Genomic DNA, 19,065 nt, shown 5'->3' on the forward strand with positions numbered 1-19,065 from the left:
CGAGGTGATCCTCGTGTCTCGGTCGCTCCCGGTGCCCGCACGCGCGGCGGCACCGGGACGTCCGTGACGGCCGCCTGACCCATCGGGCTCACGACCCGCCGTCGCGGGCGCAATCGCGCTGTCCTCCGACAAGAACTCCCTGAAGGGGCTCCCGGACCGTGCGCACCGACCGAAACCTCCGCCGCATCCGCAACATCGGCATCCTCGCCCACGTCGACGCGGGCAAGACCACCACCACCGAACGCATCCTCTTCGCGGCCGGCGCCACCTACAAGCAGGGCGAGGTCCACGACGGCACCACCGTCACCGACTTCGACGCGCAGGAGCGCGACCGGGGCATCACCATCTTCGCCGCGGCCGTCAGCGTCACCTGGGACGGTCACCTCCTCAACCTCATCGACACGCCCGGCCACGTCGACTTCGCCGACGAGGTCGAGCGGTCCCTGCGCGTCCTCGACGGCGCGGTCGCCGTGTTCGACGGCGTCGCCGGGGTCGAGCCGCAGAGCGAGTCGGTGTGGCGGCAGGCGGACCGGTACGGGGTGCCGCGGATCGCGTTCGTCAACAAGCTCGACCGCACCGGCGCCGACCTCGACGCCGCCGTCGCCTCGATCCGCGACCGGCTCCACGCGACGCCGCTGGTCGTCCAGCGGCCGATCGGCCGCGAGGACGGCTTCCGCGGCGTCGTCGACCTCGTCGGCATGCGCGCGCTCACCTGGTCCGGCCAGGGGCGCGCCGACGCGGACGCCACCGGCGACCCGGCGGCCGTGGCCGCCCGGCGCGACCTCGAGGAGCGGGTCGCCGAACTGCACACCGGCGCGCTGGAGGAGTTCGTCGACAGCGGCCGCCTCGGCGACGCGACGCTGCGCGCGGCGCTGCGCGAGCTGACCCTCGCCGGTGCCGCCGTCGTCGTGCTGTGCGGCTCGGCGTACCGCGACAAGGGCATCGAGCCGCTGCTCGACGCCGTCGTCGCGTATCTGCCGTCGCCGGCCGACGTGCCCGCCGTCCGCGGCGAGTGGGACGGCGCCGTCCAGGAGCGGCCCGCCGACCCGGCCGCGCCGTTCGCGGCCCTGGTGTTCAAGGTGCACGCCGCGCCCACCGGGCGGCTGACGTACCTGCGGGTCTACTCGGGAACGATCGGGAAGGGAGCGGTGGTGACCGACGCCGGCACGCGCCGTACCGAACGGGTCAGCCGCATCCTGCACGTCCAGGCGGACCGGCACACCGAGCTCGACCACGCCGCCGCCGGTGACATCGTGGCGGTGGTGGGGCTCAAGCACGCCCGTACCGGCGCCACACTGTGCGCACCCGACGCGCCGCTGGTGCTGGAACCGCCCTCGGCCGCGACGCCCGTCGTGTCCGTGGCGGTGGAGGCGCGCACCCGCACCGACGCCGACCGGCTCGCCGGCGCGCTCGCCCGGCTGGTCGAGGAGGACCCGTCGCTCGTCGTGCGCGGCGACCCCGAGACCGGCCAGACCGTGCTGTCGGGCATGGGTGAGCTGCACCTGGAGGTTGCGGTGGAGAAGATCCGCCAGACGCACCACGGCCTCGAGGTCAACGCCGGCCGGCCGCAGGTCGCCTACCGGGAGGCCGTCGTCCGCGGCGTGACCGGCCTGCTGTACCGGCACGTCAAGCAGGAGGGCGGCGCGGGGCAGTACGCCCACGTCCTGATCGACGTGGCACCGTCCGACGAGGACTTCGTGTTCGAGTCCACTGTGGTCGGTGGCCGGGTGCCGAAGGAGTACGTCCGCGCCGTCGAGGCCGGCTGCCGGGACGCGCTCACGACGGGCCCGATCGCCGGGCACCCGGTGACCGGCGTGCGGGTGACGCTGACCGACGGCGCCACCCACTCGAAGGACTCCTCGGAGCTGGCCTTCCGCACCGCCGGCCGGCTCGCCGTCCAACAGGCGTTGCGGGAGTCCCGGACGGTGCTGCTGGAGCCGGTGGTCGAGGCGACCGTGACGGTGCCGGAGGACGTGGTCGGCGGCGTGCTGGGCGACCTCGCCGCGCGCCGTGGCCGGGTGACCGGCTCCACCGTCCGCGGCGGCACGGTCGTGGTCACGGCGACGGTGCCGCTCGCGGAGCTGTTCGGCTACGCGACCCGCCTGCGCAGCCGGACGCAGGGCCGGGGCACGTTCACCACCCGGCCCACCGGCTACCGGCCGGTGCCGTCCGGCGTGCCGGTCTAGCGGGTGCCGAGGTGCCCCTTTCGCGGGTCGTCGCGCAGGGGGCACCTTCGGGCCGCCCCGGTGTTGCCCGCAGCACCGCACCGTCCGTCGAAGGCCGGCTTGCTGAGGGCATCGGCAGGCGCGCCGGCGCGGTGCGCGGGTCCCGTGCCGGAGCCCCGTCTCCGGCTCACTGGATCACGAACGTCGTGAAGTACACGTCCATGACGAGCTTGGTCTTCTTCTCCGTGTACGCCTTGACGATCTTCTCCTTGAGCTCGTGCTTCGACTTCTCCCGCTCGCCGTTCGACATCAGCTCCGCCATGTCGCGGTTGCTGTAGAGGGCGATGGCGATGTCGAGGGCTTTGGAGCCGTCGGGGGCTTCGCCGGCGTCGGCGGTGGCCTGGAGGCTGAGTTTGAGTTTGAGGTAGTGGCCGTCGGCGAGGTTGATGGTGACGGCGTCGAGGACGATGACGGCGCCGGGTTCGGGTTCGGGTTCGGCTTTGGTGGTGGTGGGGCGGAACATGAAGTAGCCGCCGGCGCCGCCGCCGATGAGGGCGGTCAGGGCGATGGCCAGGATCATGACGAGTTTCTTTTTGCGGCCCGGTTTGGGGGTGTCCGTGGTGGTCTTGTCGGTGTTGGCCATGTGGGTGCTCCCCTCAGTCGGTGGCTGCCGAGGGCAGCAGGGCGCGGGTGTCGGCGGGCAGGTTGGACATGACGATGATCTCGACGCGGCGGTTGAGGCCGGCGGCGCGTGGGTCGGTGGTGGGGTAGAGGGGTTTGGTGTCGGCGAATCCGGTGGCTTGGAGGCGGGTTTCGGGGATGCCGGCGTCGGTGTGTAGGTGGCGTACGACGGTGGAGGCGCGGGCGGTGGACAGTTCCCAGCCGCTGGGGTAGGTGCCGGTGCCGGCGGTGAGTTGGTTGGTGTGGCCGTCGACTTCGATCGTGTTGGGGAGTGCGGCGATGGCGGGTCCGACCGCGGCGATGATCTGCTGGCCGGTGGGTAGCAGTTGTGCTTGGTTGCCGTCGAAGACGACGGCGGTGGTGACGATGGTGACGACGAGGCCGCGTTCGTCGATGCTGTAGCGGACCTGGTCTTGTAGGCCTTGGCGGGTCAGTTCCGTGGTGATCTGGTGTTTGATCTGCTCGAAGTTCTGGACTTCGCGCTGGGCGGCGCTTTGGCGTTGGGAGGCTTGGGCGCGTTCCTTGGCGGCGACGGCGTCCTGGATGGCGGTGGCGTCGCTGGTGGTGCCGCCGATGCCGGAGGACAGGTCCATGGGGGAGTCGCTGTCGGAGGATTCCATCAGGTTGCTTTCGCCGCCGTTGAAGGCGACGGAGGGGTTGCCGAACCCGACGGCGAGGCCGTTTTTGAGTTCGGTGAATTTTTTCTGGTCGACCTGGGAGATTGCGAACAGGACGATGAACAGGACCATGAGCAGGGTCATCATGTCCGCGTAGGAGACCAGCCACCGCTCGTGGTTCTCGTGTTCTTCTTCTTCGTGGCGCTTGGTGCGCTTGCTGTGTCCGCTGCCTTTGGCCGCGTGTCCGCCACCGCTCACGACGGCCTCCCCTCCGTGGGTGTGTACTGTCCTCGGAGGGGACATCGGCCCGACCGGCCGACGCGTGAGTTGCGGCGGGGTGCAGCGCGGTTAGGTCCTGGCTACGCGGCTTCCTTCTGCTTCGCGGCGCCCGGCGGCAGCCACCGACCCCGCCGACCGCGCCGCCGCCGAATCCAGCATCACCCGGATCTACGCGCGGCACTCCCGTCCCCGACCCACCTTCCGCTGGGTCGACTCTCCCCGTGCGGCACTGCGGCACCTGACCGGCCTGCCGGACCACGAGGTCCTCCAGCGGTGGATCTCGGTCCGGCCGCCGCGCGGCGTGCCGCCGATCGCCAGCGACATCGCCGCCGGCCTGTCCCGGCTGCGCGGCGCGCTCGACGACGCCGCCGACCACCCCGACGCTATACCGCTCGACCCCTCGATCGTGGGGAAGATCTGGCTGTCGGGGCAGCCACATCTTTCCCACGATCATGGGGGTCGGGCGGCATGGCGGCGGAACGCGCGTGGGCCAGCGGAACACACGGCGAAGAAGGGCAAGAAGAAGTAGCCCGCCCGCACGGTGGCCCGGGTCAGGCTCTCGCCCGGCCCGGCACACCGTCGTGCGTGTGCCGCTCCGGCGCCGGTTACCGCTCGGCGTTGTCCGGGTCGGCTTCCACCGCACGCGCGGCCGTCGCCCGGCGCAGGGACCGCAGTGAGACCACGGCCCACACGCCCTCCAGCAGCAGGAAGCCCCACTGGTGACTGCGCGCCGCGTCGACGGCGAGCACGGACGAGCCGACGAGGTTCAGCACCGCGTAGAGGCGCGCCTCCGGCCGCAGCCGGTCGAGCTGGACGAGGACGAACGGCACCAGGACACACAGCGACCCGGCGACCTGGATCAACTGACCCATGACAGCACTCCCGCACACGCCGTCTTGTCGGGCCGGGTACGACGTGACTCGTCCGGGACGGCGCAGGTGCACGCCGACACCGCTCCACCTTCGCACACTCCGGACCGGTCGGGCGCGGATGGTCATGCGGGTCACCACCACCGTGGCGCCGGCATGGCGAAGCCGCTGACAAGATCCTGTTATCGTCGCCACCGTGGACGGCACCCGCGACCGGATCGTCGCCGCCGCGCCACTCACCGGGCGGGTCCGCCGGATCGCCGAGGCGGGCGAGTGGCTCGACCGCGTCGCCGTCGCGGGAGCGGCCCGGTGAAGGCCTACCTCGACGCCGTCGTCGGCACGCTGCGCGGGCTGCTCGGCGACCGGCTCGTCGGTGTCTACCCGGCCGGTTCGCTCGTCCCCCGGACGCCCTACGGGACGCTGCTGCCCGTGGTCGTGTCGTCGGTGGCGGCGCAGGCCGGTCCCGGCGGCGACAACGCGGTCCTCAACGCCTGCCGTGCCCTGCGGTGCCACGCCCTGGGCTCCTGGGCGTCCAAGCCGGACGCGGGCGCCTGGGCCCTGGGCCACGCGCCCGCCCACCGCGAGGTGATCGCGGAGGCGCTCGCCAGCCACGCCCGGGACCGGGCCGCCGGCCCGCGCATCGACGCCCCGCGGGCCCGCGCGTTCCTCGACCACGTGCTGGGGCGGATCAGCGGTTCGTGACGACGGCGCGCCTCCGGCCGGCTCGGCCGGTGACCTGGGTCTATGGCTGCTCCGGCGCGGCGGCGCCCGGACCGCCCGCGGGGACGGCGGTGAACGACACCGGCGCGGCCGGTGCGGACAGCACGACGCGGCCGTCCGGTGACCGGCCCGCCGAGCGCAGCGCCGCGCCGGTCACCATCAGCGACAGCCCGGCGACGACCATCAGCGCGACGCCGGTGCCGGTGACCGGCAGTGTGTCGCCGCCCGGCACGGTGGCCGGCGGCGTGTTCGCGGCCGGGACGGTCAGGGCCAGCTTGAGCGAGTGGGGCACGCCGGCCGGGTCGACGCCGAGGGCGACGAACGTGTGCTGCCCGGTCGGCAGGCCGCCCGGGACGGTGACGGGCGTGGAGAAGTTCCCGGCGCCGTCGGTGGTGACCGTGGCCAGCACCGCCGGGTCGGAGTAGACGGTGATGGTCACCGTCGAGTGCGGGGCGAACCCGGTCCCGGAGACGACCAGACTCTGGCCCGGCGCGACGCTGCTGATCGGCCCCTGGTCGGTGATCAGGGTGAGGTCGGTGTCCGGCGGGGTCGCGGGCGGCTCCGGCGTCGTCGGCCGCACCGCGGCCGACGGCTGGCTGGGCGCGGAGTCGCCGCCGTGGACGCCCTTCGCGACGACCGTGACGGTGTAGGTCGTGCCGCCCTCGGCGCCGAGCACGCAACCGGTGTCGGTGGCGCTGCCGGTCGTGCAGGTGGCCGGGCCGGGTGTCTCGGTGACGAGGTAGCCGGCGATGCCCGAGCCGGGCGCCGGCGCGGTCCAGGATACCTTGATCGAGGCGACGCCGGCCACGGCGGTGACGCCGGTCGGCGCGCCGGGCGCGACGCCGGGTGTGACCGCCGCCGGGCCGCCCGCCGCGGAGTCGCCGGCGGGCGAGTGGGCGGTCACCGTCACGCTGTACGCGGTGCCGTTGGCGAGCCCGGTGATCGTACAGGTGGTCGCGCCGGCGCCGGTGGCCTCGCAGGACTGTCCGCCGGGCCGGGCGGTCGCGGTGTAGCCGGTGACGCCCGCCGCCGGGTCCGGTGCCGACCAGGTGACGACGGCGCTCCGGTCGGCCGGGGTCGCGCCGCCGACCACCGGCGCACCGGGCGTGGCGAGGGCCGTCACGGCGTTCGACGGGCCGGACGTCGCCCCCTCGACGCCGCCGCGGATCGCCGTCACGGTGAAGGTGTACCGGGTGCCGGCGGTCAGGCCGGTGACGGTGCACGGGCCGGTGGCCGGCGCGCTCGCGCAGGTGCCGGCGGTGACGGGGGAGTACGGGCCGCCGGTCGCCACGGCCACGCGGTACGCGTCGGCGCCACCGCTCGGCGCGGTCCACGGCACGGTGACGGTCCGGTCGCCGGTGACGGTCACGGTGCCGATCACCGGCGCGTCCGGCGCCGCCACGGCGACCACGGCGGCCGACGGGGCCGAGGCGGCACCGTCTCCGGCGGCGTTGCGGGCGGTGACGCGGAACCGGTACGACGTGCCGGCGGTCAGCCCGGTGATCGTGCACTCCGGGGCCGCCGCGGCGGCGCAGTCCCCGTCGGTGACGGCGGTGAAGGGGCCGTCGCCGGTGGCGGCCTCGACCCGGTAGCCGGTGACCGGTGGCGCGGGCGGCGTCCAGGCCAGGCGCACCGACCGGTCCCCGTTCACCGTCGCGGTGGGAGCGCCGGGCGCCGCCGGGGTGGTGATCGCGGTGACCGGTGCGGTGGGCGCCGACCGCGGGCCCTCGAGGCCGCCGGCGACGGCGGAGACGGTGAAGGTGTACTCGACGCCGGGCGTGAGGCCGGTGACGGTGCACGGGCCGGTGGCCGGCGCGCTCGCGCAGGTGCCGGCGCCGACCGCCGTGTACGGGCCGCCGTCGGAGACGTACACGCGATAGCTGTCCACGGCGCCGGCGGGCGGGGTCCAGCCGACCTCGACGGACCCGGGGCCGTGGACGGCGCCGGCGCCGATCGCCGGGGCGTCCGGCGGGGTCGGCGGGGTCTGCGGGGTGGTGACGTCGACCGGCCCGGTCTGTTCCTGTCCGTCGACGACGGCCCGGACCGAGCCGGCGCCGACGGCCGTGGCCGTGTACGTAGCGGTCGCCGTGCCCTGGCCGGCCTGGATCGTGCCCTGCTCGGCGGACAGCGTGCCGCCGGTCGCCGACCAGGTCACCGGCAGGCCGGCGACCGCGCCGAGCTGGGCGGCGGGGACGTCGGCGCCGGCGGAGTCGGTGCGGAAGCCGGCGGTCGCCGTGGCGGTGGCGCCGTCGACGACCGAGGCGGGCTCGACCGCGACGGTGAGCCGCAGGTGCGGCGCGGTGGTGAGGGTGCCGTCGCCGGTGGTGGTGTCGCAGCCGGCGTTGCCCGGGCCGGCGTTGCAGCCCCACCAGTTGCGGGTCGCGGTGAGCGTGCCGCCACCGGCGTGGTGGACGGCGCCGCCGCTGTTGCCCGTGATCCGGCTGCCGGTGACGGTGGCGGCGCCGGCCACGTAGAGCGCGCCGCCGAGGGCCTGTGCGCCGCCGCTGCCGGAGACGCTGTTGCCGGTGAAGACGGACCGGGTGACGACGGGTGCGCCGGAGTGCACGTAGACGGCGCCGCCGCGCGCGTCGGCGCCGGTGCCGCTGCCGGTCGCGGTGTTGCCGTCGAAGGTCGTGTCGCTGACCGACATCGTGCCGCCCGGGATGTCGGCGCGCATGGCGAGCCCGGCCCCGCCGTTGGGCGCGGCGCCCGGGCCGGTGGCGCTGGTGTTGGCCATCGTGTTGCCGTCGAACACGCTGTCGTCGATGCGCAGGTCGTCGGTGGCGTGCTGGGCGGAGAAGTACACGCCGCCGCCGGCGCTGCTGCCGGCACTGTTGCCGCTGATGACGCAGTTGTCGACGGTGAGGCTGCCGCCGGCCATCGCCACGCCGCCGCCGGGGGCGTTGGTGCGGGCCGTGGCCGCGTCGTTGACGTTGCCGGTGATCCGGCAGTCGGACAGGGTCAGCGTGTCGGGGCTGCCGGCGTCCGGCGCGCCGGCGAGGATGCCGCCACCGCCGTAGCCGTCGGCCGGGCGGCCGTTGCGCACGGTCAGCCCGGACATCGTCACGTGCACGCCACCGGACTCGGACGGGTCGAGGTCGAACACCCGGTCCGCGGCCGCACCGTCCACGATGGTCGAACCGGCACCCGCCCCGGTCACCGTCACGTCGACCGGACCGGCGCCGCCGTCGACGACGAGCGCGCCCAGGCTCAGCACGTACGTGCCGGCGGGCACCGTGACCGTGCCGGTGCCGGCGTTGCGGGCGCGGCACAGCGCCTCACGCAGCGACAGCTCGCCGTCGGCCCCGGTGCCGGTGGTGATCGCCGGGTCGGCGCAGGCACCGAGGTCGTCGGTGTCCTGCGGCGTGGTCACCGCGAGTGTGGCGGCGTACGCCGGCCCCGCGATCGCGGTGACGGCGAGCGCCGGCCCGCACAGCGCGGCGAGCGCCAGGGACACTCCCGCCCGCGTGACGCCGGCCCTCACCCGCGGCTCGACCCTGGAAGTCATCGGCAACCCAGCTTTCCCAAACGCATGCGACCGTCTGAATCTACTCCAGATGATTACGCTGAGTGTTAACGTACGGACACTCAGTAGTTCTCTCATGTGTCCGGGAGTTTCAGTGCTGTCCCGCCGACAGACCCTCATCGCCGGCGTCGCCGCGGCCGGCCTCACCGGTGCCGCCCCACCGCTCGCCGCGTCCGCCGCACCCGACCGGCCGCTCACCCGGGACAGGTTCGCGCCGCTGGTCGGCACGGCGTTCGAGCTGGAGCCGGCCCGCCGGTCCGGCGCCCGGCACACGGCGACTCTGATCGCGGCGCCGGGCGCCGAACACAGGTTCGCGCTGCGGTTCGCCGCCGCCCGGCCGGTGCCGCAGGGCGTCTACCGGCTGCACCACCCGGCCTTGGACGCCGTCGAGCTGTTCCTCGCCCCGGTCGGTCCGATGCCCGGCCGGCTCGAGGCCGTCGTGAACCGGGCGGCCGCATGACGGCCACGGCCACCGTCCCGGCCGCGCCGGCCCGGGTCCGTCCGGCGACCCCGGCCGACGAGCCGTTCCTGCGCACCGTCCACGCCGCCGCGCGCGCCGAGGAGGCCGCGGCGTTCGGCTGGTCGCCGGCCCAGGTGGACGCCTTCCTGACCATCCAGTTCGACGCGCAGCGCCGCCATTACCGCACCGTCTGGCCGCACGCCACCGACGGCATCGTGGAGGCCGGCGGCGTTCCCGTCGGCCGGCTCTACGTCGACCGCGGGTCCGGCGCGTTCACCGTGCTCGACATCGCGCTGCTGCCGGACCGGCGCGGCGCGGGCCTGGGCGGCGCGCTGCTGCGCGGGCTGCAGGCCGAGGCCGCCGCCCTCGACGTCCCCGTCGAGTTGCGCGTGCTGCGCACCGGCCGGGCGCTGCGCCTGTACCGGCGCCTCGGCTTCCGGGCGGACGGCGGCGACGAGCACCGCCTCGCGCTGCGCTGGGACCCGCCGGGGCACGCCCGGTGGCAGGCCGCCGCCGGCACCGCGGGGACCCTCGGCGGCCTGCCGGCGCTGCTCGCCGCCTGCACCGGCGTGTCGTACGCCGGGGGCTACGAACACTTCGGCGTCACCCTCCGGGTGCCCGGGGACGCGACGGTCGAGCAGGGCACGTACCGGTTCGTGCACCCCGCGCTCGGCGCGCTCGACCTGTTCGTGGTGCCGACCGCCCGTACCGCGGAAGGGCTGGCCCTCACGGCCACGTTCACCCGGGCGGCCCGGCCGGCGGCGGAGCCGGCGCCATGAGCGACGCGTTCGTCGGCGAGATCCGCATGTTCGGCGGGGCGTACGCGCCCGTCGGCTGGCTGACCTGCGACGGCAGTCTCATCGCGATCCCCGAACACGAGGTGCTCTTCAGCCTCATCGGCACCACCTACGGCGGCGACGGCCAGTCCACCTTCGCCCTGCCCGACCTGCGCGGCCGGGTGCCGGTGCACCAGGGCACCGGTCCCGGCCGCACCGGCCGCGTCCTCGGCGAGTCCGGCGGCGCCGAGACGGTCACGCTGACGACCGCCGACCTGCCTCCGCACACCCATCAACCCGCCGCCGCCACGGCGAGCGGCACGCTGGACGGCCCGGCGGACGCGGTCTGGGCGACCTGGCCGAACACGCCCTACGCGGCCGGCCCGGCGACCCGGGTGCCGATGCACCCGGCCGCGCTCGCGCCCGCCGGTGGCGGCCTGCCCCACGACAACCTCGCGCCGTACGTGACGGTCACCTTCATCATCGCCACCGACGGCATCTACCCGTCCCAGCCATAGGAGCGGCGCATGACCGAGCCGTACATCGGCGAGATCCGGATGATGGCGTTCGGCTTCCCACCGCGGTACTGGGCGCTGTGCGACGGCCAGCTCCTGCCGATCACGCAGAACGCCGCACTGTTCTCGATCCTGGGCATCACCTACGGCGGCAACGGGCAGACCACGTTCGCCCTGCCCGACCTGCGCGGACGCCGGCCGGTCCACGTCGGCACGGCCTACAGCCTCGGCCAGACCGGCGGCGCGGAGACGCACGCGCTGGGCCTCACGGAGCTGCCCGTGCACACGCACGTGCCCCGGGCGACGGCGACCGGCGGGCAGCCCACACCGACCGGCACCGTCTGGGCGCCGATGCCGGGCGGCTACGCGCCGGGCCCCGACACGCACATGGCGGCGGCGTCCGTCGCCGTCGTGGGCAACGGCCAGCCGCACGAGAACATGCCGCCCTTCCTCACGGTCAACTTCGTGATCGCGCTACAGGGCATCTTCCCGTCCCGGCCCCAGGAGTCCCCATGACCGAGCCGTACATCGGCGAGATCCGCATGTTCGCGGGGAGCTTCGCGCCGAACTCCTGGGCGCTGTGCGACGGCCAGGTGCTGCCCATCGTCCAGAACACCGTGCTGTTCTCGATCATCGGCACCATGTTCGGCGGCGACGGCCACACCACGTTCGCCCTGCCCGACCTGCGCGGCGCCGCCCCCGTCGCGGCCGGGCAGGGCCCTGGGCTCGGCCCGTACACCCTCGGGCAGAGCGGCGGCACGGCGACGGTCACGCTGACCGTCGCCGAACTGCCGTCGCACACCCATACCGCGACCGGCGCGCCCGTGCGCGGCGACCGCAACAGCCCGGCGGCGGCGTCGTGGGCGGAGGCCGGCCTGGGCCGCGTGGACGACCACAACTACGGGGGCGCGCCCGACAGCACCACGATGCACCCGGCGGCACTCACCCCGGCCGGCAACGGGCAGCCGCACAACAACCTGCCGCCGTACCTCGTGGTGAACTTCATCATCGCGCTGAGCGGCCTCTTCCCGCAGCGCCCATGACCGCGGCGCCGGTGGCGGTGGCGCCGTGACCGCGGCGCCGGTGACCGCAGCGTCCGTGGCCGCGGCGCGGGCGGCGGTGGCGCCGGTCTCACCGCCGGCCGGTGCGTGTGCGGTGAGCAGCGGCCGACGCCACCGGCGATGACCGCTGCTGGCAGGCGAAACCGAGCGAGCCCGGTCCGTCCTGGTGGCGCCGCCGTCAGCCGCGATTCGTGTGGAGCGTCTCATCGAAACGTGACCTCGACGTCGAGTCCACCCTCGGGTCTGCGACGGCGACCTCGTGGTCGTGCGACAGCAGTCGGTCGCCGAGAACGGCGACATCGTGGCGGCGATGCTCGACGGCGAGGCGACCGTGAAGGTGTACCGCACCCGTGACGGCCACGTGGAGCTGGTGCCGCGCAACACCGCGTACGACGTGATTCCCGCCGACGACGCGGTCGTCCTCGGCAAGGTGGTGTGCATTTTGCGGCGCATGTAGCACCCCGGCGTCCGTTCGTTGGGTGGCCTCCCGGCGCACCGCCGGCGTCGGACAGGGCCGGATGAGCGGATCGGGGTGTCAGCGCGGCAAGGCGTGCGCCAGCGGCACCGGTGTGGACTGGCCGGCCCAGGCACCCGTCAGGCTTGCCCGGCCCGACGGCCTGGTTGGCGCCGCTGTGCCGTCGGCCAGGGCCAGGGCGCGCACCACGGCCAGGGTCACCGTGTCGGTTTCGATCAGCGTCGGATCGCCGTCGACGACCCGGCGGACAGCGCCGGCGGGCAGGCCGGGGCCGCCGGGGGAGGAGACCGTCATGCTGGCCTCGCGCGGCTGTAGCTGGCCGTCCACCTCAAGATACTCCACCGCTTGGCGGGTGTCGCCCAGCATCGCGCTCGCCAGGACGGTGGCGTAGACGGGGTCTCCGCAGGCGTCGTACACCCAGCGCTTGCCCAGCACCGAATGGTCCACCGTGCCGATGAGCCACGGCTCGGCGGCGGCGAGCGGGGTGCCGCGATACGTGAGCGGGACCTGGAAGACCGCGCCGTCGCCGATGCCCACCAGCATGGTCTCGATGCCCACCTCGCCGGCGGGGTCGTCGAGCCGGAACGCCGCCACGCGGGCCAGGGCGTCGGTGTCGCGGCCACCGTACCAACCCTGGGCGGGCAGCCAGCCTGCCAGCAGCTCCAGTTTCGAGGGAGCCAGCTCAGCCCGGTGCAGCAATGCCATGCGGTGCATCCTAGGGGCGCCGCCGCCCGCCTCGGCCGGCGAGGTGCTCGCGAAGCAGGTGTGTCGGAGTTCGCCGATCACGAAGGCCGGCCGCCTCCTGCGATGTCGGCCGCGCCGCGAGGTGGATCAGGTCCCGGTGCGGCTTCACCGCGAACGACGCCGGGTGCGCGGTGAAGCCGGCGGCTCCGGGATCTCTTGCGGCTGACGGCTCACCGGGACTCCCCGGCCGGGCGGTTGAGCCACCGTTCGACGATCTGCTCGAGCGGCGCCGGGTTGACGGAATGGAACTTGTAGCGGCCCTCCCGCCGCGACACGACCAGCCCGGCGGCCTCCAGCAGCTCCAGGTGCTGCGAGATCGCCTGCCGTGACGACGTGATCCGGTGCTTCATGGTCAGGCGCGAGCAGATCTCGAACAGGGTCTGGCCGTCGCGCTCGGTCAGCTCGTCGAGGATCTTCCGGCGGGTCGGGTCGGCGATCGCCTTGAACACGTCACCGTTCTCCACGGCCCCGAGTGTATGCAAGTAGTCACTTGCCTACCAGGTCCGGCCGGCGCGCGTTCCGGCTCGATCCGCCGCCGTGCCGCTCGATCCCATGATCATGGGAACGACGTGGCTGCCCCGATTGCCAGATCTTTGCCATGATCATGAAGTTGCCCGGGCTGGAGCGCGCCGTCCCCGGTCCACCCGGGTGGCGAACTCGTCGGACACGCCGCGGACCTCGTCGATCAATACCATGTATCCCGGTCTGGGCGATTACGATCGGTTCGTCCGGAGTGGACGTGGAGTATCTTGGGGGACCCCATGCGCGGTGGTCGTTCGTTCGTCGTCGTCTCGACGGTGGCGGCGGTGGTGGCGGGAACGGCGACGACGGCCGGTGCCGCAGCACGAAACGCGGTGGCCGTGTGGCAGATGAACGAGTCCGCCGGCGCGCGGACGATGGTGGACAGCGGCGGCCGCGGGCTGCACGGCTCGATCGGCGGCGAGATCGCCACCGGCGTGCGGACCGGCGGCGCGACGGGGTACCACTTCAGCCGCCTGGCACCGGACACCCCGCCGCCGCATCCGCGGCACCTGGTGACCGTGCCCGACAACGCGGCCCTCGACCCCGGCACGCGTGACTACGCGGTGACCCTGCGGCTGCGCACGACGGGGAAGTTCGGCAACCTCGTCCAGAAGGGCCAGGCGACCGTCGCCGGCGGCAACTTCAAGCTCCAGATTCCCAGCGGCAAGGTCCAGTGCCTGTTCCGCGGCTCGTCGGGCTCGGTCATCGTGTCCGCGCCGCGGGCCATCAACGACGGCCGCTGGCACACGGTCCGCTGCGAGCGCACCGCGTCGGGCCTGACGCTCGCCGTCGACGGCCGGACGGTGGCCCGCCGCGCCGGTCGCACCGGCGCCATATCCAACTCCTGGCCGGTCTCCATCGGCGGCAAGACGAGCTGCGACCAGGTCGACGTCGGCTGCGACTACTACTTCGGCGACCTCGACTACGTCGCCATCGAGACCGGCTGACGTCCGGCCTGGAGGCGCCGGGTGGTGGGCACCCGGGCGGATGCCCACCTGGAGCGGGTCGGTGTGGACCGGCCTCGACGCGCCGCGGCGGCGAGCCCGCAGCTACAGCCGGCGGAGGGTCTCGGCGTCCTCGGCACCGTCGAAGAAGCGGTCCAGCACGCGGTGGAACACCGGCTGGTCCGGCTGTGCCCGGTGGAACAGCGTCATGGAGGACCGTAACTTCATCGCGTCGACGGCACCCAGGATCTGCGCGGCGCTGTGCTCGGTGCCGGCCAGCAGCAGCCCGGCGCACTCCACGAGCCGCGGGCCGAGCACCGGGTGCCGCAGGTAGGCGCGGGCCTCGTCGAGCGACGTGACGGCGTAGCGCCGCGCGGTCGCGCTGTGCCCGAGCCCGGCGATCTGCGGGAACACGAACCACATCCAGTGGCTGCTCTTCCGGCCCACCCGCAGCTCGGCGACGACCCGCGGGTAGACGCCGTCCTGGGCTTCGACGAAGCGGAACAGCCGGTACGGATCGTCCATGACCCGACCCTACGTCAGGCGGCTGCGCCCCGGCCGGCCCCGAACCCCGACGCCGGCGCGGGTGATCAACCGGCTGCGTCCGGGACCGGGCCGAGGATCGCCGCGAACCGCTCCTCGGCCAGGTCGAGCTGGCGGAAGATGTGCTGCTTCACCAGGCGGGACGTCGACGTCGTCGACCTCGTAGTGGTGCGTGATGCGGATCGCGACCCGCAGCAGGTGGTTGAGGTACGGCTCGCGGACCCGCCGGTCGTCGCGATGCAGGTCGGCGGCGAGCGTGAGCGCGTCGCCGAGACGCTGCCGGGACGCCTCGTCGAAGCGCTCGATCTCCAGGCGGAACCGTTCGCGCAGCCCGGCCTCCCCGTAGATCTCCGTGATCGCGTGCATCGGCATCGTGGCGAGGTACGACGGGAAATCCATCCTCAACGTATAGCGGATCTCGGCAAGGCGGTCACAACTGCGCCGGCGCCGCCCGTGCGCGACGGGCCGGTGGTCACCCCGGAGGTGCGGGGCGGCCGGCGCCGAGGCGCGGGTCGAGGAGCGCGACGCCAACGAGCTCACCCACCTGACGCAGACCAACGCCGTCGGCCCGGTGCTGCGCGCCGCGACCCGCGGGACAGCGGTGGGATCAGTCCTTCGCCTTCTGGTTGCACCGCACCATGTTGCCGGAGGGGTCGCGGAACGCGCAGTCCCGCAGCCCGTACGGCTGGTCCATCGGCTCTTGGAGCACCTCGGCCCCGCTCGCCGCGACCTTCTCGAACAGCGCGTCCAGGTCGTCGGTCGCGAAGACCAGGCCGCCCAGCGAACCCTTCGCGAGCAGCGCCTTGATCGTCTGCGCGTCCTCCGGCGACCGGCCCGCACCGGCGGACTGCAGGACGATGCCGAGATCGGGCTGGTGCTTCGGCCCCACCGTCAGCCAGCGCGCGGACTCCATCGTGACGTCCTGGCGCACCTCGAGGCCCAGGGTGTCACAGTAGAAGGCGATCGCCGCGTCGTGGTCGTCGACCTCCAGAAAGGTGTAGTGCAGTGTCAGCTCCATGCCTCGAAGGCTACGGGGCCGGGTCGATCCGAGTCGCCTTGTTCCGGCTGGGTCTGCTGACGAGTTTGACCCAGCACGCCGGGACGACCGCGAGCGCGCTGTGGTTGCGCGCGCGGTACGCGCTCGGGCTCTCCCCGACCAGTTCGGTGAACCGGGCGCTGAACGAGCCGAGCGAGGTGGCGCCGACCGCCATGCAGACCTCGGTGACGGACAGGTCGCCCCGCCGCAGCAGCGCCTTGGCGCGCTCGATCCGCCGGGTCATCAGGTAGGAATACGGGGTCTCGCCGTAGACCGCGCGGAACTGCCGGGAGAAGTGGCCCGGGGACATCAGCGCGGTGCGGGCCATCACGGGCACGTCGAGCGGGCGCGCATACTCGCGGTCGATCAGGTCGCGCGCCCGGCGCAGGTGTTTGAGGTCCTCCGGGGTCACCACGCCAGCATCCCACACGGCCCGCCGGCGCCGAAGCGCTGCGGGCCGGGCGCTCCCGGCCGGCGGCGCCGCGGTCCCCGCACCGCGAGTTCCGGCTCCGCCGGCCACCGGATCCGGATTGGCCGCACCGCACACCTCGGCGCCGGGTGCATGATGCCGGGGTGATCGAGTTCGAGGAGCTGTCCACACCACTGATCGCCGACGCCTGCGTGCGTCACGGGGTGCCGCTACGGGTCGCGCCGCCGGGTGTCGCGCCGGTCGTGCGCGGGCACCGGCTCGCCGGCCGGGTCCTGCCCGCGCGGCACTACGGCAGTGTCGACGTCTTCCTCGAGGCGTACGGCGGCGCCGCGCCCGGCGACGTCCTCGTCGTCGACAACGGCGGCCGGACCGACGAGGCGTGCGTCGGCGACCTGACCGTCCTCGAGGCGGCCGCCGCCGGCGTCGCCGGGCTCGTCGTGTGGGGCCTGCACCGGGACACCCCCGAGCTGGCCGCGATCGGTGTGCCGGTGTTCAGCTACGGCAGCAACCCGGCCGGCCCGGTGCGGGTCGACGACCGCGAGCCGGAGGCGCTGACCTCGGCGCGGTTCGGCCCGCACCTGGTCGGCGCCGGTGACCTGGCGTTCGCCGACGACGACGGCGTGCTGTTCGTCGCGGCTTCGCACGCCGCGACGGTACTGGCCACCGCGCGCGCCGTGCACCGAACCGAACGCGAGCAGGCCCAGCGGATCCTGGCCGGGCGGACCCTGCGCGACCAGACCGCCTTCGCCGACTACCTGGCCCGCCGGGCCACCGACCCGGCGTACACCTTCCGCAACCACCTGCGCCGGATCGGCGGCGCGATCGAGGAGTAGCGGGGGAGTCCGGGCGAACCGTGGGGGCCGGCAAAGGGTAGGCGGCCGTTGACGGTCATGGCTGTCGATGTGATGGTGCCATCATCCATCGACGGGCGGCGAGGTGTTCCTACCGGTGCACGCCGCCCCGCGCGTACCCGGAGAAGGGATCCCCCATGCGCAGAAGACGGGCACTCGCCATCGGCGCGGCCATCCTCGCCGCCGCCGTGAGCGTCCTCATCGGCCCGGCACCGGCCCACGCGGTCCAGGTCACCGGGCTCGCCGCCACCATCGCGCTGAACAACTGCTCGGGCTCGCTGGTACGGTATCCGAACTCGGCCGACACCGATCGGGCCATGCTGCTCACCAACGGCCACTGCTACGAGAGCGGCTTCATCAACGCCGGGCAGGTGCTGCAGAACCGCGCCAGCACCCGCACCGGCACCCTGCTCAGCGACACCGGCTCCGCGCTCGGCACCGTGCGCGCGGACATGCTGCTCTACGCCACGATGACCAACACCGACGTGGCGCTGTACCGCCTGAACGAGAGCTTCGCCTCGATCAGGTCGAAGTACAACACCGCCCCGCTGACGATCGCCGACACCCACCCGGCCGACGGCACCGCGATGACCATCCCGTCGAGCTACTGGAAGCAGGTCTGGACCTGCTCGATCAACGGCTTCGTGTCCACCCTGCGCGAGGACCAGTGGACGTTCCACGACGCGATCCGGTACGACACCGGCTGCCAGACCACGCACGGCACATCGGGCTCGCCGATCGTCCGCGCGTCGGACCGGCAGATCATCGGGATCAACAACACCGGCAACGACGACGGCGCGAGCTGCACGCTCAACAACCCGTGCGAGGTCGACGCCAACGGCAACGTCACGGTCAGGCAGGGCCAGTCGTACGGCGAGCAGACGTACTGGTTCACCACCTGCCTCACCGCCGGCCGGACCATCGACCTGTCGATCGCCGGCTGCCTGCTCACCAAGCCGCCGGGCAGCGGCAACACCGTCACCGTGACCAACCCGGGCGCCCAGGCCGCGACCGTCGGCACGCCGAAGGAGCTGCAGATCTCGGCGAGTTCCTCCGGCGCCGGCCAGACGCTCACCTACTCGGCGACCGGCCTGCCGGCCGGGCTGACGATCAACGCGAGCACCGGCCTGATCTCCGGCACGCCCACCACCGCGCAGACGACGACCAGCACCGTCACCGCCCGCGACACGACCGGCGCGACCGGCACCGCGAGCTTCTCCTGGACCGTCACCGGCGGGGGCGGCGGCACGTGCACCGGGCAGAAGCTGGCCAACCCCGGCTTCGAGTCGGGCGCCGCGTCGTGGTCCGGCACCACCGGGGCGATCGGGCAGTGGGGCGGCCAGGGCCAGCCGGCGCACGGCGGCACGTACAGCGCCTGGCTGCTGGGCTACGGTTCGACGCACACCGAGTCGGTGTCGCAGGCGGTGACGATCCCCGCCGGCTGCGGCGCGACGCTGACCTTCTGGGTGCACGTCGACTCGGCCGAGACGACGACCACCACGGCGTACGACAAACTGACGGTGACGGCGGGCTCGACGACCCTGGCGACGGTGTCGAACCTGGACAAGGCGAGCGGGTACGTGCAGAAGTCCTACAGCCTGAACGCGTTCGCCGGCCAGACGGTGACCCTGAAGTTCAACGGCACCGAGGACTCCTCGCTGCAGACCACCTTCGTCCTGGACGACCTGGCGGTGACCGTGAGCTGACGTAGCTGGCACCGGAGCGTCGAGCCCCGCCGGTCCCGTGATCGCGGCAAGACCGCGGTCACGGGACCGGCGGCGGTGCGGTCGCCCGGCCGCGGCACGGCGGCGGATCGCGGCGCAACGCGTGCCGGCCGGCGACGCTCGCCGG

At 73.8% G+C, this 19,065-nt stretch carries 20 protein-coding genes, 2 pseudogenes and 1 riboswitch; of the genes and pseudogenes, 12 read left to right on the plus strand and 10 right to left on the minus strand.

The window, feature by feature from the left end; all coding sequences use genetic code 11:
* The first annotated feature begins 158 nt into the window (after positions 1-158).
* Entirely contained in the window at positions 159-2,186 is a 2,028-nt protein-coding gene (gene fusA / locus Drose_RS19865; RefSeq protein ID WP_260722790.1) for an elongation factor G, read from the plus strand.
* Between the two features lie 166 nt (positions 2,187-2,352).
* Here the strand turns inward: fusA and Drose_RS19870 are convergent, their stop codons facing one another.
* Together Drose_RS19870 and Drose_RS19875 are read right to left on the minus strand one after the other, a co-directional pair.
* On the minus strand, positions 2,353-2,808 hold the full coding sequence (locus Drose_RS19870; RefSeq protein ID WP_260722791.1) for a flagellar basal body-associated FliL family protein: 456 nt from the start codon (positions 2,806-2,808) through the stop codon (positions 2,353-2,355).
* Between the two features lie 13 nt (positions 2,809-2,821).
* Complete coding sequence (locus Drose_RS19875; protein ID WP_260722792.1) at positions 2,822-3,721, minus strand: OmpA/MotB family protein; 900 nt, start codon at positions 3,719-3,721, stop codon at positions 2,822-2,824.
* A 322-nt stretch (positions 3,722-4,043) separates the two neighbouring features.
* Between Drose_RS19875 and Drose_RS19880 the strand changes: the two genes are divergently transcribed.
* A complete protein-coding gene (locus Drose_RS19880) occupies positions 4,044-4,271 on the plus strand; it encodes a hypothetical protein (protein WP_260722793.1) in 228 nt (75 codons plus the stop codon).
* A 76-nt stretch (positions 4,272-4,347) separates the two neighbouring features.
* Here the strand turns inward: Drose_RS19880 and Drose_RS19885 are convergent, their stop codons facing one another.
* Positions 4,348-4,614: a CBU_0592 family membrane protein gene (locus Drose_RS19885; protein WP_260722794.1), complete on the minus strand. Its 267-nt coding sequence runs from the start codon at positions 4,612-4,614 to the stop codon at positions 4,348-4,350.
* 13 nt (positions 4,615-4,627) lie between these two features.
* Positions 4,628-4,695, minus strand: a riboswitch (guanidine-III (ykkC-III) riboswitch).
* Positions 4,696-4,920: 225 nt separating this feature from the next.
* Between Drose_RS19885 and Drose_RS19890 the strand changes: the two genes are divergently transcribed.
* Entirely contained in the window at positions 4,921-5,313 is a 393-nt protein-coding gene (locus Drose_RS19890; RefSeq protein WP_260722795.1) for a DUF4111 domain-containing protein, read from the plus strand.
* 40 nt (positions 5,314-5,353) lie between these two features.
* Here Drose_RS19890 and Drose_RS19895 read toward each other — a convergent pair whose 3' ends face one another.
* Positions 5,354-8,839, minus strand: coding sequence for a fibronectin type III domain-containing protein (locus Drose_RS19895; protein WP_260722796.1), 3,486 nt, complete (start codon positions 8,837-8,839; stop codon positions 5,354-5,356).
* 112 nt (positions 8,840-8,951) lie between these two features.
* Here Drose_RS19895 and Drose_RS19900 point away from each other — a divergent pair, with 112 nt between their 5' ends.
* The 6 genes and pseudogenes from Drose_RS19900 to Drose_RS19925 form a co-directional block, all read left to right on the plus strand.
* A complete protein-coding gene (locus Drose_RS19900; RefSeq protein WP_260722797.1) occupies positions 8,952-9,317 on the plus strand; it encodes a DUF6916 family protein in 366 nt (121 codons plus the stop codon).
* A complete protein-coding gene (locus Drose_RS19905) occupies positions 9,314-10,096 on the plus strand; it encodes a DUF6916 family protein (RefSeq protein WP_260722798.1) in 783 nt (260 codons plus the stop codon). Before Drose_RS19900 ends, Drose_RS19905 begins: the two co-directional genes overlap by 4 nt.
* Positions 10,093-10,611 carry a phage tail protein gene (locus Drose_RS19910; protein ID WP_260722799.1) on the plus strand — a complete coding sequence of 173 codons (519 nt, stop codon included), beginning with the start codon at positions 10,093-10,095 and terminating at the stop codon, positions 10,609-10,611. Before Drose_RS19905 ends, Drose_RS19910 begins: the two co-directional genes overlap by 4 nt.
* Before the next feature lie 9 nt (positions 10,612-10,620).
* The gene (locus tag Drose_RS19915) at positions 10,621-11,124 is read left to right on the plus strand and encodes a phage tail protein (protein ID WP_260722800.1); all 504 of its coding nucleotides are present in this window, start codon (positions 10,621-10,623) and stop codon (positions 11,122-11,124) included.
* Positions 11,121-11,651, plus strand: coding sequence for a phage tail protein (locus tag Drose_RS19920; RefSeq protein WP_260722801.1), 531 nt, complete (start codon positions 11,121-11,123; stop codon positions 11,649-11,651). Before Drose_RS19915 ends, Drose_RS19920 begins: the two co-directional genes overlap by 4 nt.
* A gap of 259 nt (positions 11,652-11,910) precedes the next feature.
* Positions 11,911-12,126: pseudogene (locus Drose_RS19925) on the plus strand (LexA family protein); the annotation flags it as partial.
* Between the two features lie 78 nt (positions 12,127-12,204).
* On the opposite strand, the gene Drose_RS19930 reads toward Drose_RS19925, so the two are convergent.
* Positions 12,205-12,849 (minus strand): CG0192-related protein, encoded by a 645-nt coding sequence (locus Drose_RS19930; protein ID WP_260722802.1) that lies wholly within the window; start codon positions 12,847-12,849, stop codon positions 12,205-12,207.
* A gap of 209 nt (positions 12,850-13,058) precedes the next feature.
* Positions 13,059-13,352 carry an ArsR/SmtB family transcription factor gene (locus tag Drose_RS19935; RefSeq protein ID WP_260722803.1) on the minus strand — a complete coding sequence of 98 codons (294 nt, stop codon included), beginning with the start codon at positions 13,350-13,352 and terminating at the stop codon, positions 13,059-13,061.
* A gap of 297 nt (positions 13,353-13,649) precedes the next feature.
* Here Drose_RS19935 and Drose_RS19940 point away from each other — a divergent pair, with 297 nt between their 5' ends.
* On the plus strand, positions 13,650-14,357 hold the full coding sequence (locus Drose_RS19940) for a laminin G domain-containing protein (RefSeq protein ID WP_260722804.1): 708 nt from the start codon (positions 13,650-13,652) through the stop codon (positions 14,355-14,357).
* A gap of 102 nt (positions 14,358-14,459) precedes the next feature.
* Here the strand turns inward: Drose_RS19940 and Drose_RS19945 are convergent, their stop codons facing one another.
* The 4 genes and pseudogenes from Drose_RS19945 to Drose_RS19960 all read right to left on the minus strand — a co-directional run bounded on the left by Drose_RS19945 (position 14,460) and on the right by Drose_RS19960 (position 16,345).
* Positions 14,460-14,879 carry a DUF1810 domain-containing protein gene (locus Drose_RS19945; RefSeq protein WP_260722805.1) on the minus strand — a complete coding sequence of 140 codons (420 nt, stop codon included), beginning with the start codon at positions 14,877-14,879 and terminating at the stop codon, positions 14,460-14,462.
* 159 nt (positions 14,880-15,038) lie between these two features.
* Positions 15,039-15,296: pseudogene (locus Drose_RS19950) on the minus strand (HD domain-containing protein); the annotation flags it as partial.
* Between the two features lie 208 nt (positions 15,297-15,504).
* Complete coding sequence (locus Drose_RS19955; protein WP_260722806.1) at positions 15,505-15,915, minus strand: VOC family protein; 411 nt, start codon at positions 15,913-15,915, stop codon at positions 15,505-15,507.
* A 10-nt stretch (positions 15,916-15,925) separates the two neighbouring features.
* Complete coding sequence (locus Drose_RS19960) at positions 15,926-16,345, minus strand: helix-turn-helix transcriptional regulator (protein ID WP_260722807.1); 420 nt, start codon at positions 16,343-16,345, stop codon at positions 15,926-15,928.
* 161 nt (positions 16,346-16,506) lie between these two features.
* On the opposite strand from Drose_RS19960, the gene Drose_RS19965 reads away from it, so the two are divergent.
* Together Drose_RS19965 and Drose_RS19970 are read left to right on the plus strand one after the other, a co-directional pair.
* Positions 16,507-17,196, plus strand: a complete 690-nt coding sequence (locus tag Drose_RS19965; RefSeq protein ID WP_260722808.1) for an RraA family protein — start codon at positions 16,507-16,509, stop codon at positions 17,194-17,196.
* 155 nt (positions 17,197-17,351) lie between these two features.
* Positions 17,352-18,920: a putative Ig domain-containing protein gene (locus tag Drose_RS19970; protein WP_260722809.1), complete on the plus strand. Its 1,569-nt coding sequence runs from the start codon at positions 17,352-17,354 to the stop codon at positions 18,918-18,920.
* Positions 18,921-19,065 lie beyond the last annotated feature (145 nt).

It is taken from the genome of Dactylosporangium roseum (genome assembly GCF_025264685.1).
Lineage (GTDB): Bacteria > Actinomycetota > Actinomycetes > Mycobacteriales > Micromonosporaceae > Dactylosporangium > Dactylosporangium roseum.

Bases quoted from the DNA above. Each gene is read 5' to 3' on its own strand.
- Drose_RS19930 (WP_260722802.1), bottom strand. From the start codon at position 12,849: ATGGCATTGCTGCACCGGGCTGAGCTGGCTCCCTCGAAACTGGAGCTG.
- Drose_RS19885 (WP_260722794.1), bottom strand. From the start codon at position 4,614: ATGGGTCAGTTGATCCAGGTCGCCGGGTCGCTGTGTGTCCTGGTGCCG.
- Drose_RS19915 (WP_260722800.1), top strand. From the start codon at position 10,621: ATGACCGAGCCGTACATCGGCGAGATCCGGATGATGGCGTTCGGCTTC.
- Drose_RS19920 (WP_260722801.1), top strand. From the start codon at position 11,121: ATGACCGAGCCGTACATCGGCGAGATCCGCATGTTCGCGGGGAGCTTC.
- Drose_RS19905 (WP_260722798.1), top strand. From the start codon at position 9,314: ATGACGGCCACGGCCACCGTCCCGGCCGCGCCGGCCCGGGTCCGTCCG.
- Drose_RS19970 (WP_260722809.1), top strand. From the start codon at position 17,352: ATGCGCAGAAGACGGGCACTCGCCATCGGCGCGGCCATCCTCGCCGCC.
- Drose_RS19910 (WP_260722799.1), top strand. From the start codon at position 10,093: ATGAGCGACGCGTTCGTCGGCGAGATCCGCATGTTCGGCGGGGCGTAC.
- Drose_RS19945 (WP_260722805.1), bottom strand. From the start codon at position 14,879: ATGGACGATCCGTACCGGCTGTTCCGCTTCGTCGAAGCCCAGGACGGC.
- Drose_RS19870 (WP_260722791.1), bottom strand. From the start codon at position 2,808: ATGGCCAACACCGACAAGACCACCACGGACACCCCCAAACCGGGCCGC.
- Drose_RS19895 (WP_260722796.1), bottom strand. From the start codon at position 8,839: ATGACTTCCAGGGTCGAGCCGCGGGTGAGGGCCGGCGTCACGCGGGCG.
- Drose_RS19955 (WP_260722806.1), bottom strand. From the start codon at position 15,915: ATGGAGCTGACACTGCACTACACCTTTCTGGAGGTCGACGACCACGAC.
- Drose_RS19940 (WP_260722804.1), top strand. From the start codon at position 13,650: ATGCGCGGTGGTCGTTCGTTCGTCGTCGTCTCGACGGTGGCGGCGGTG.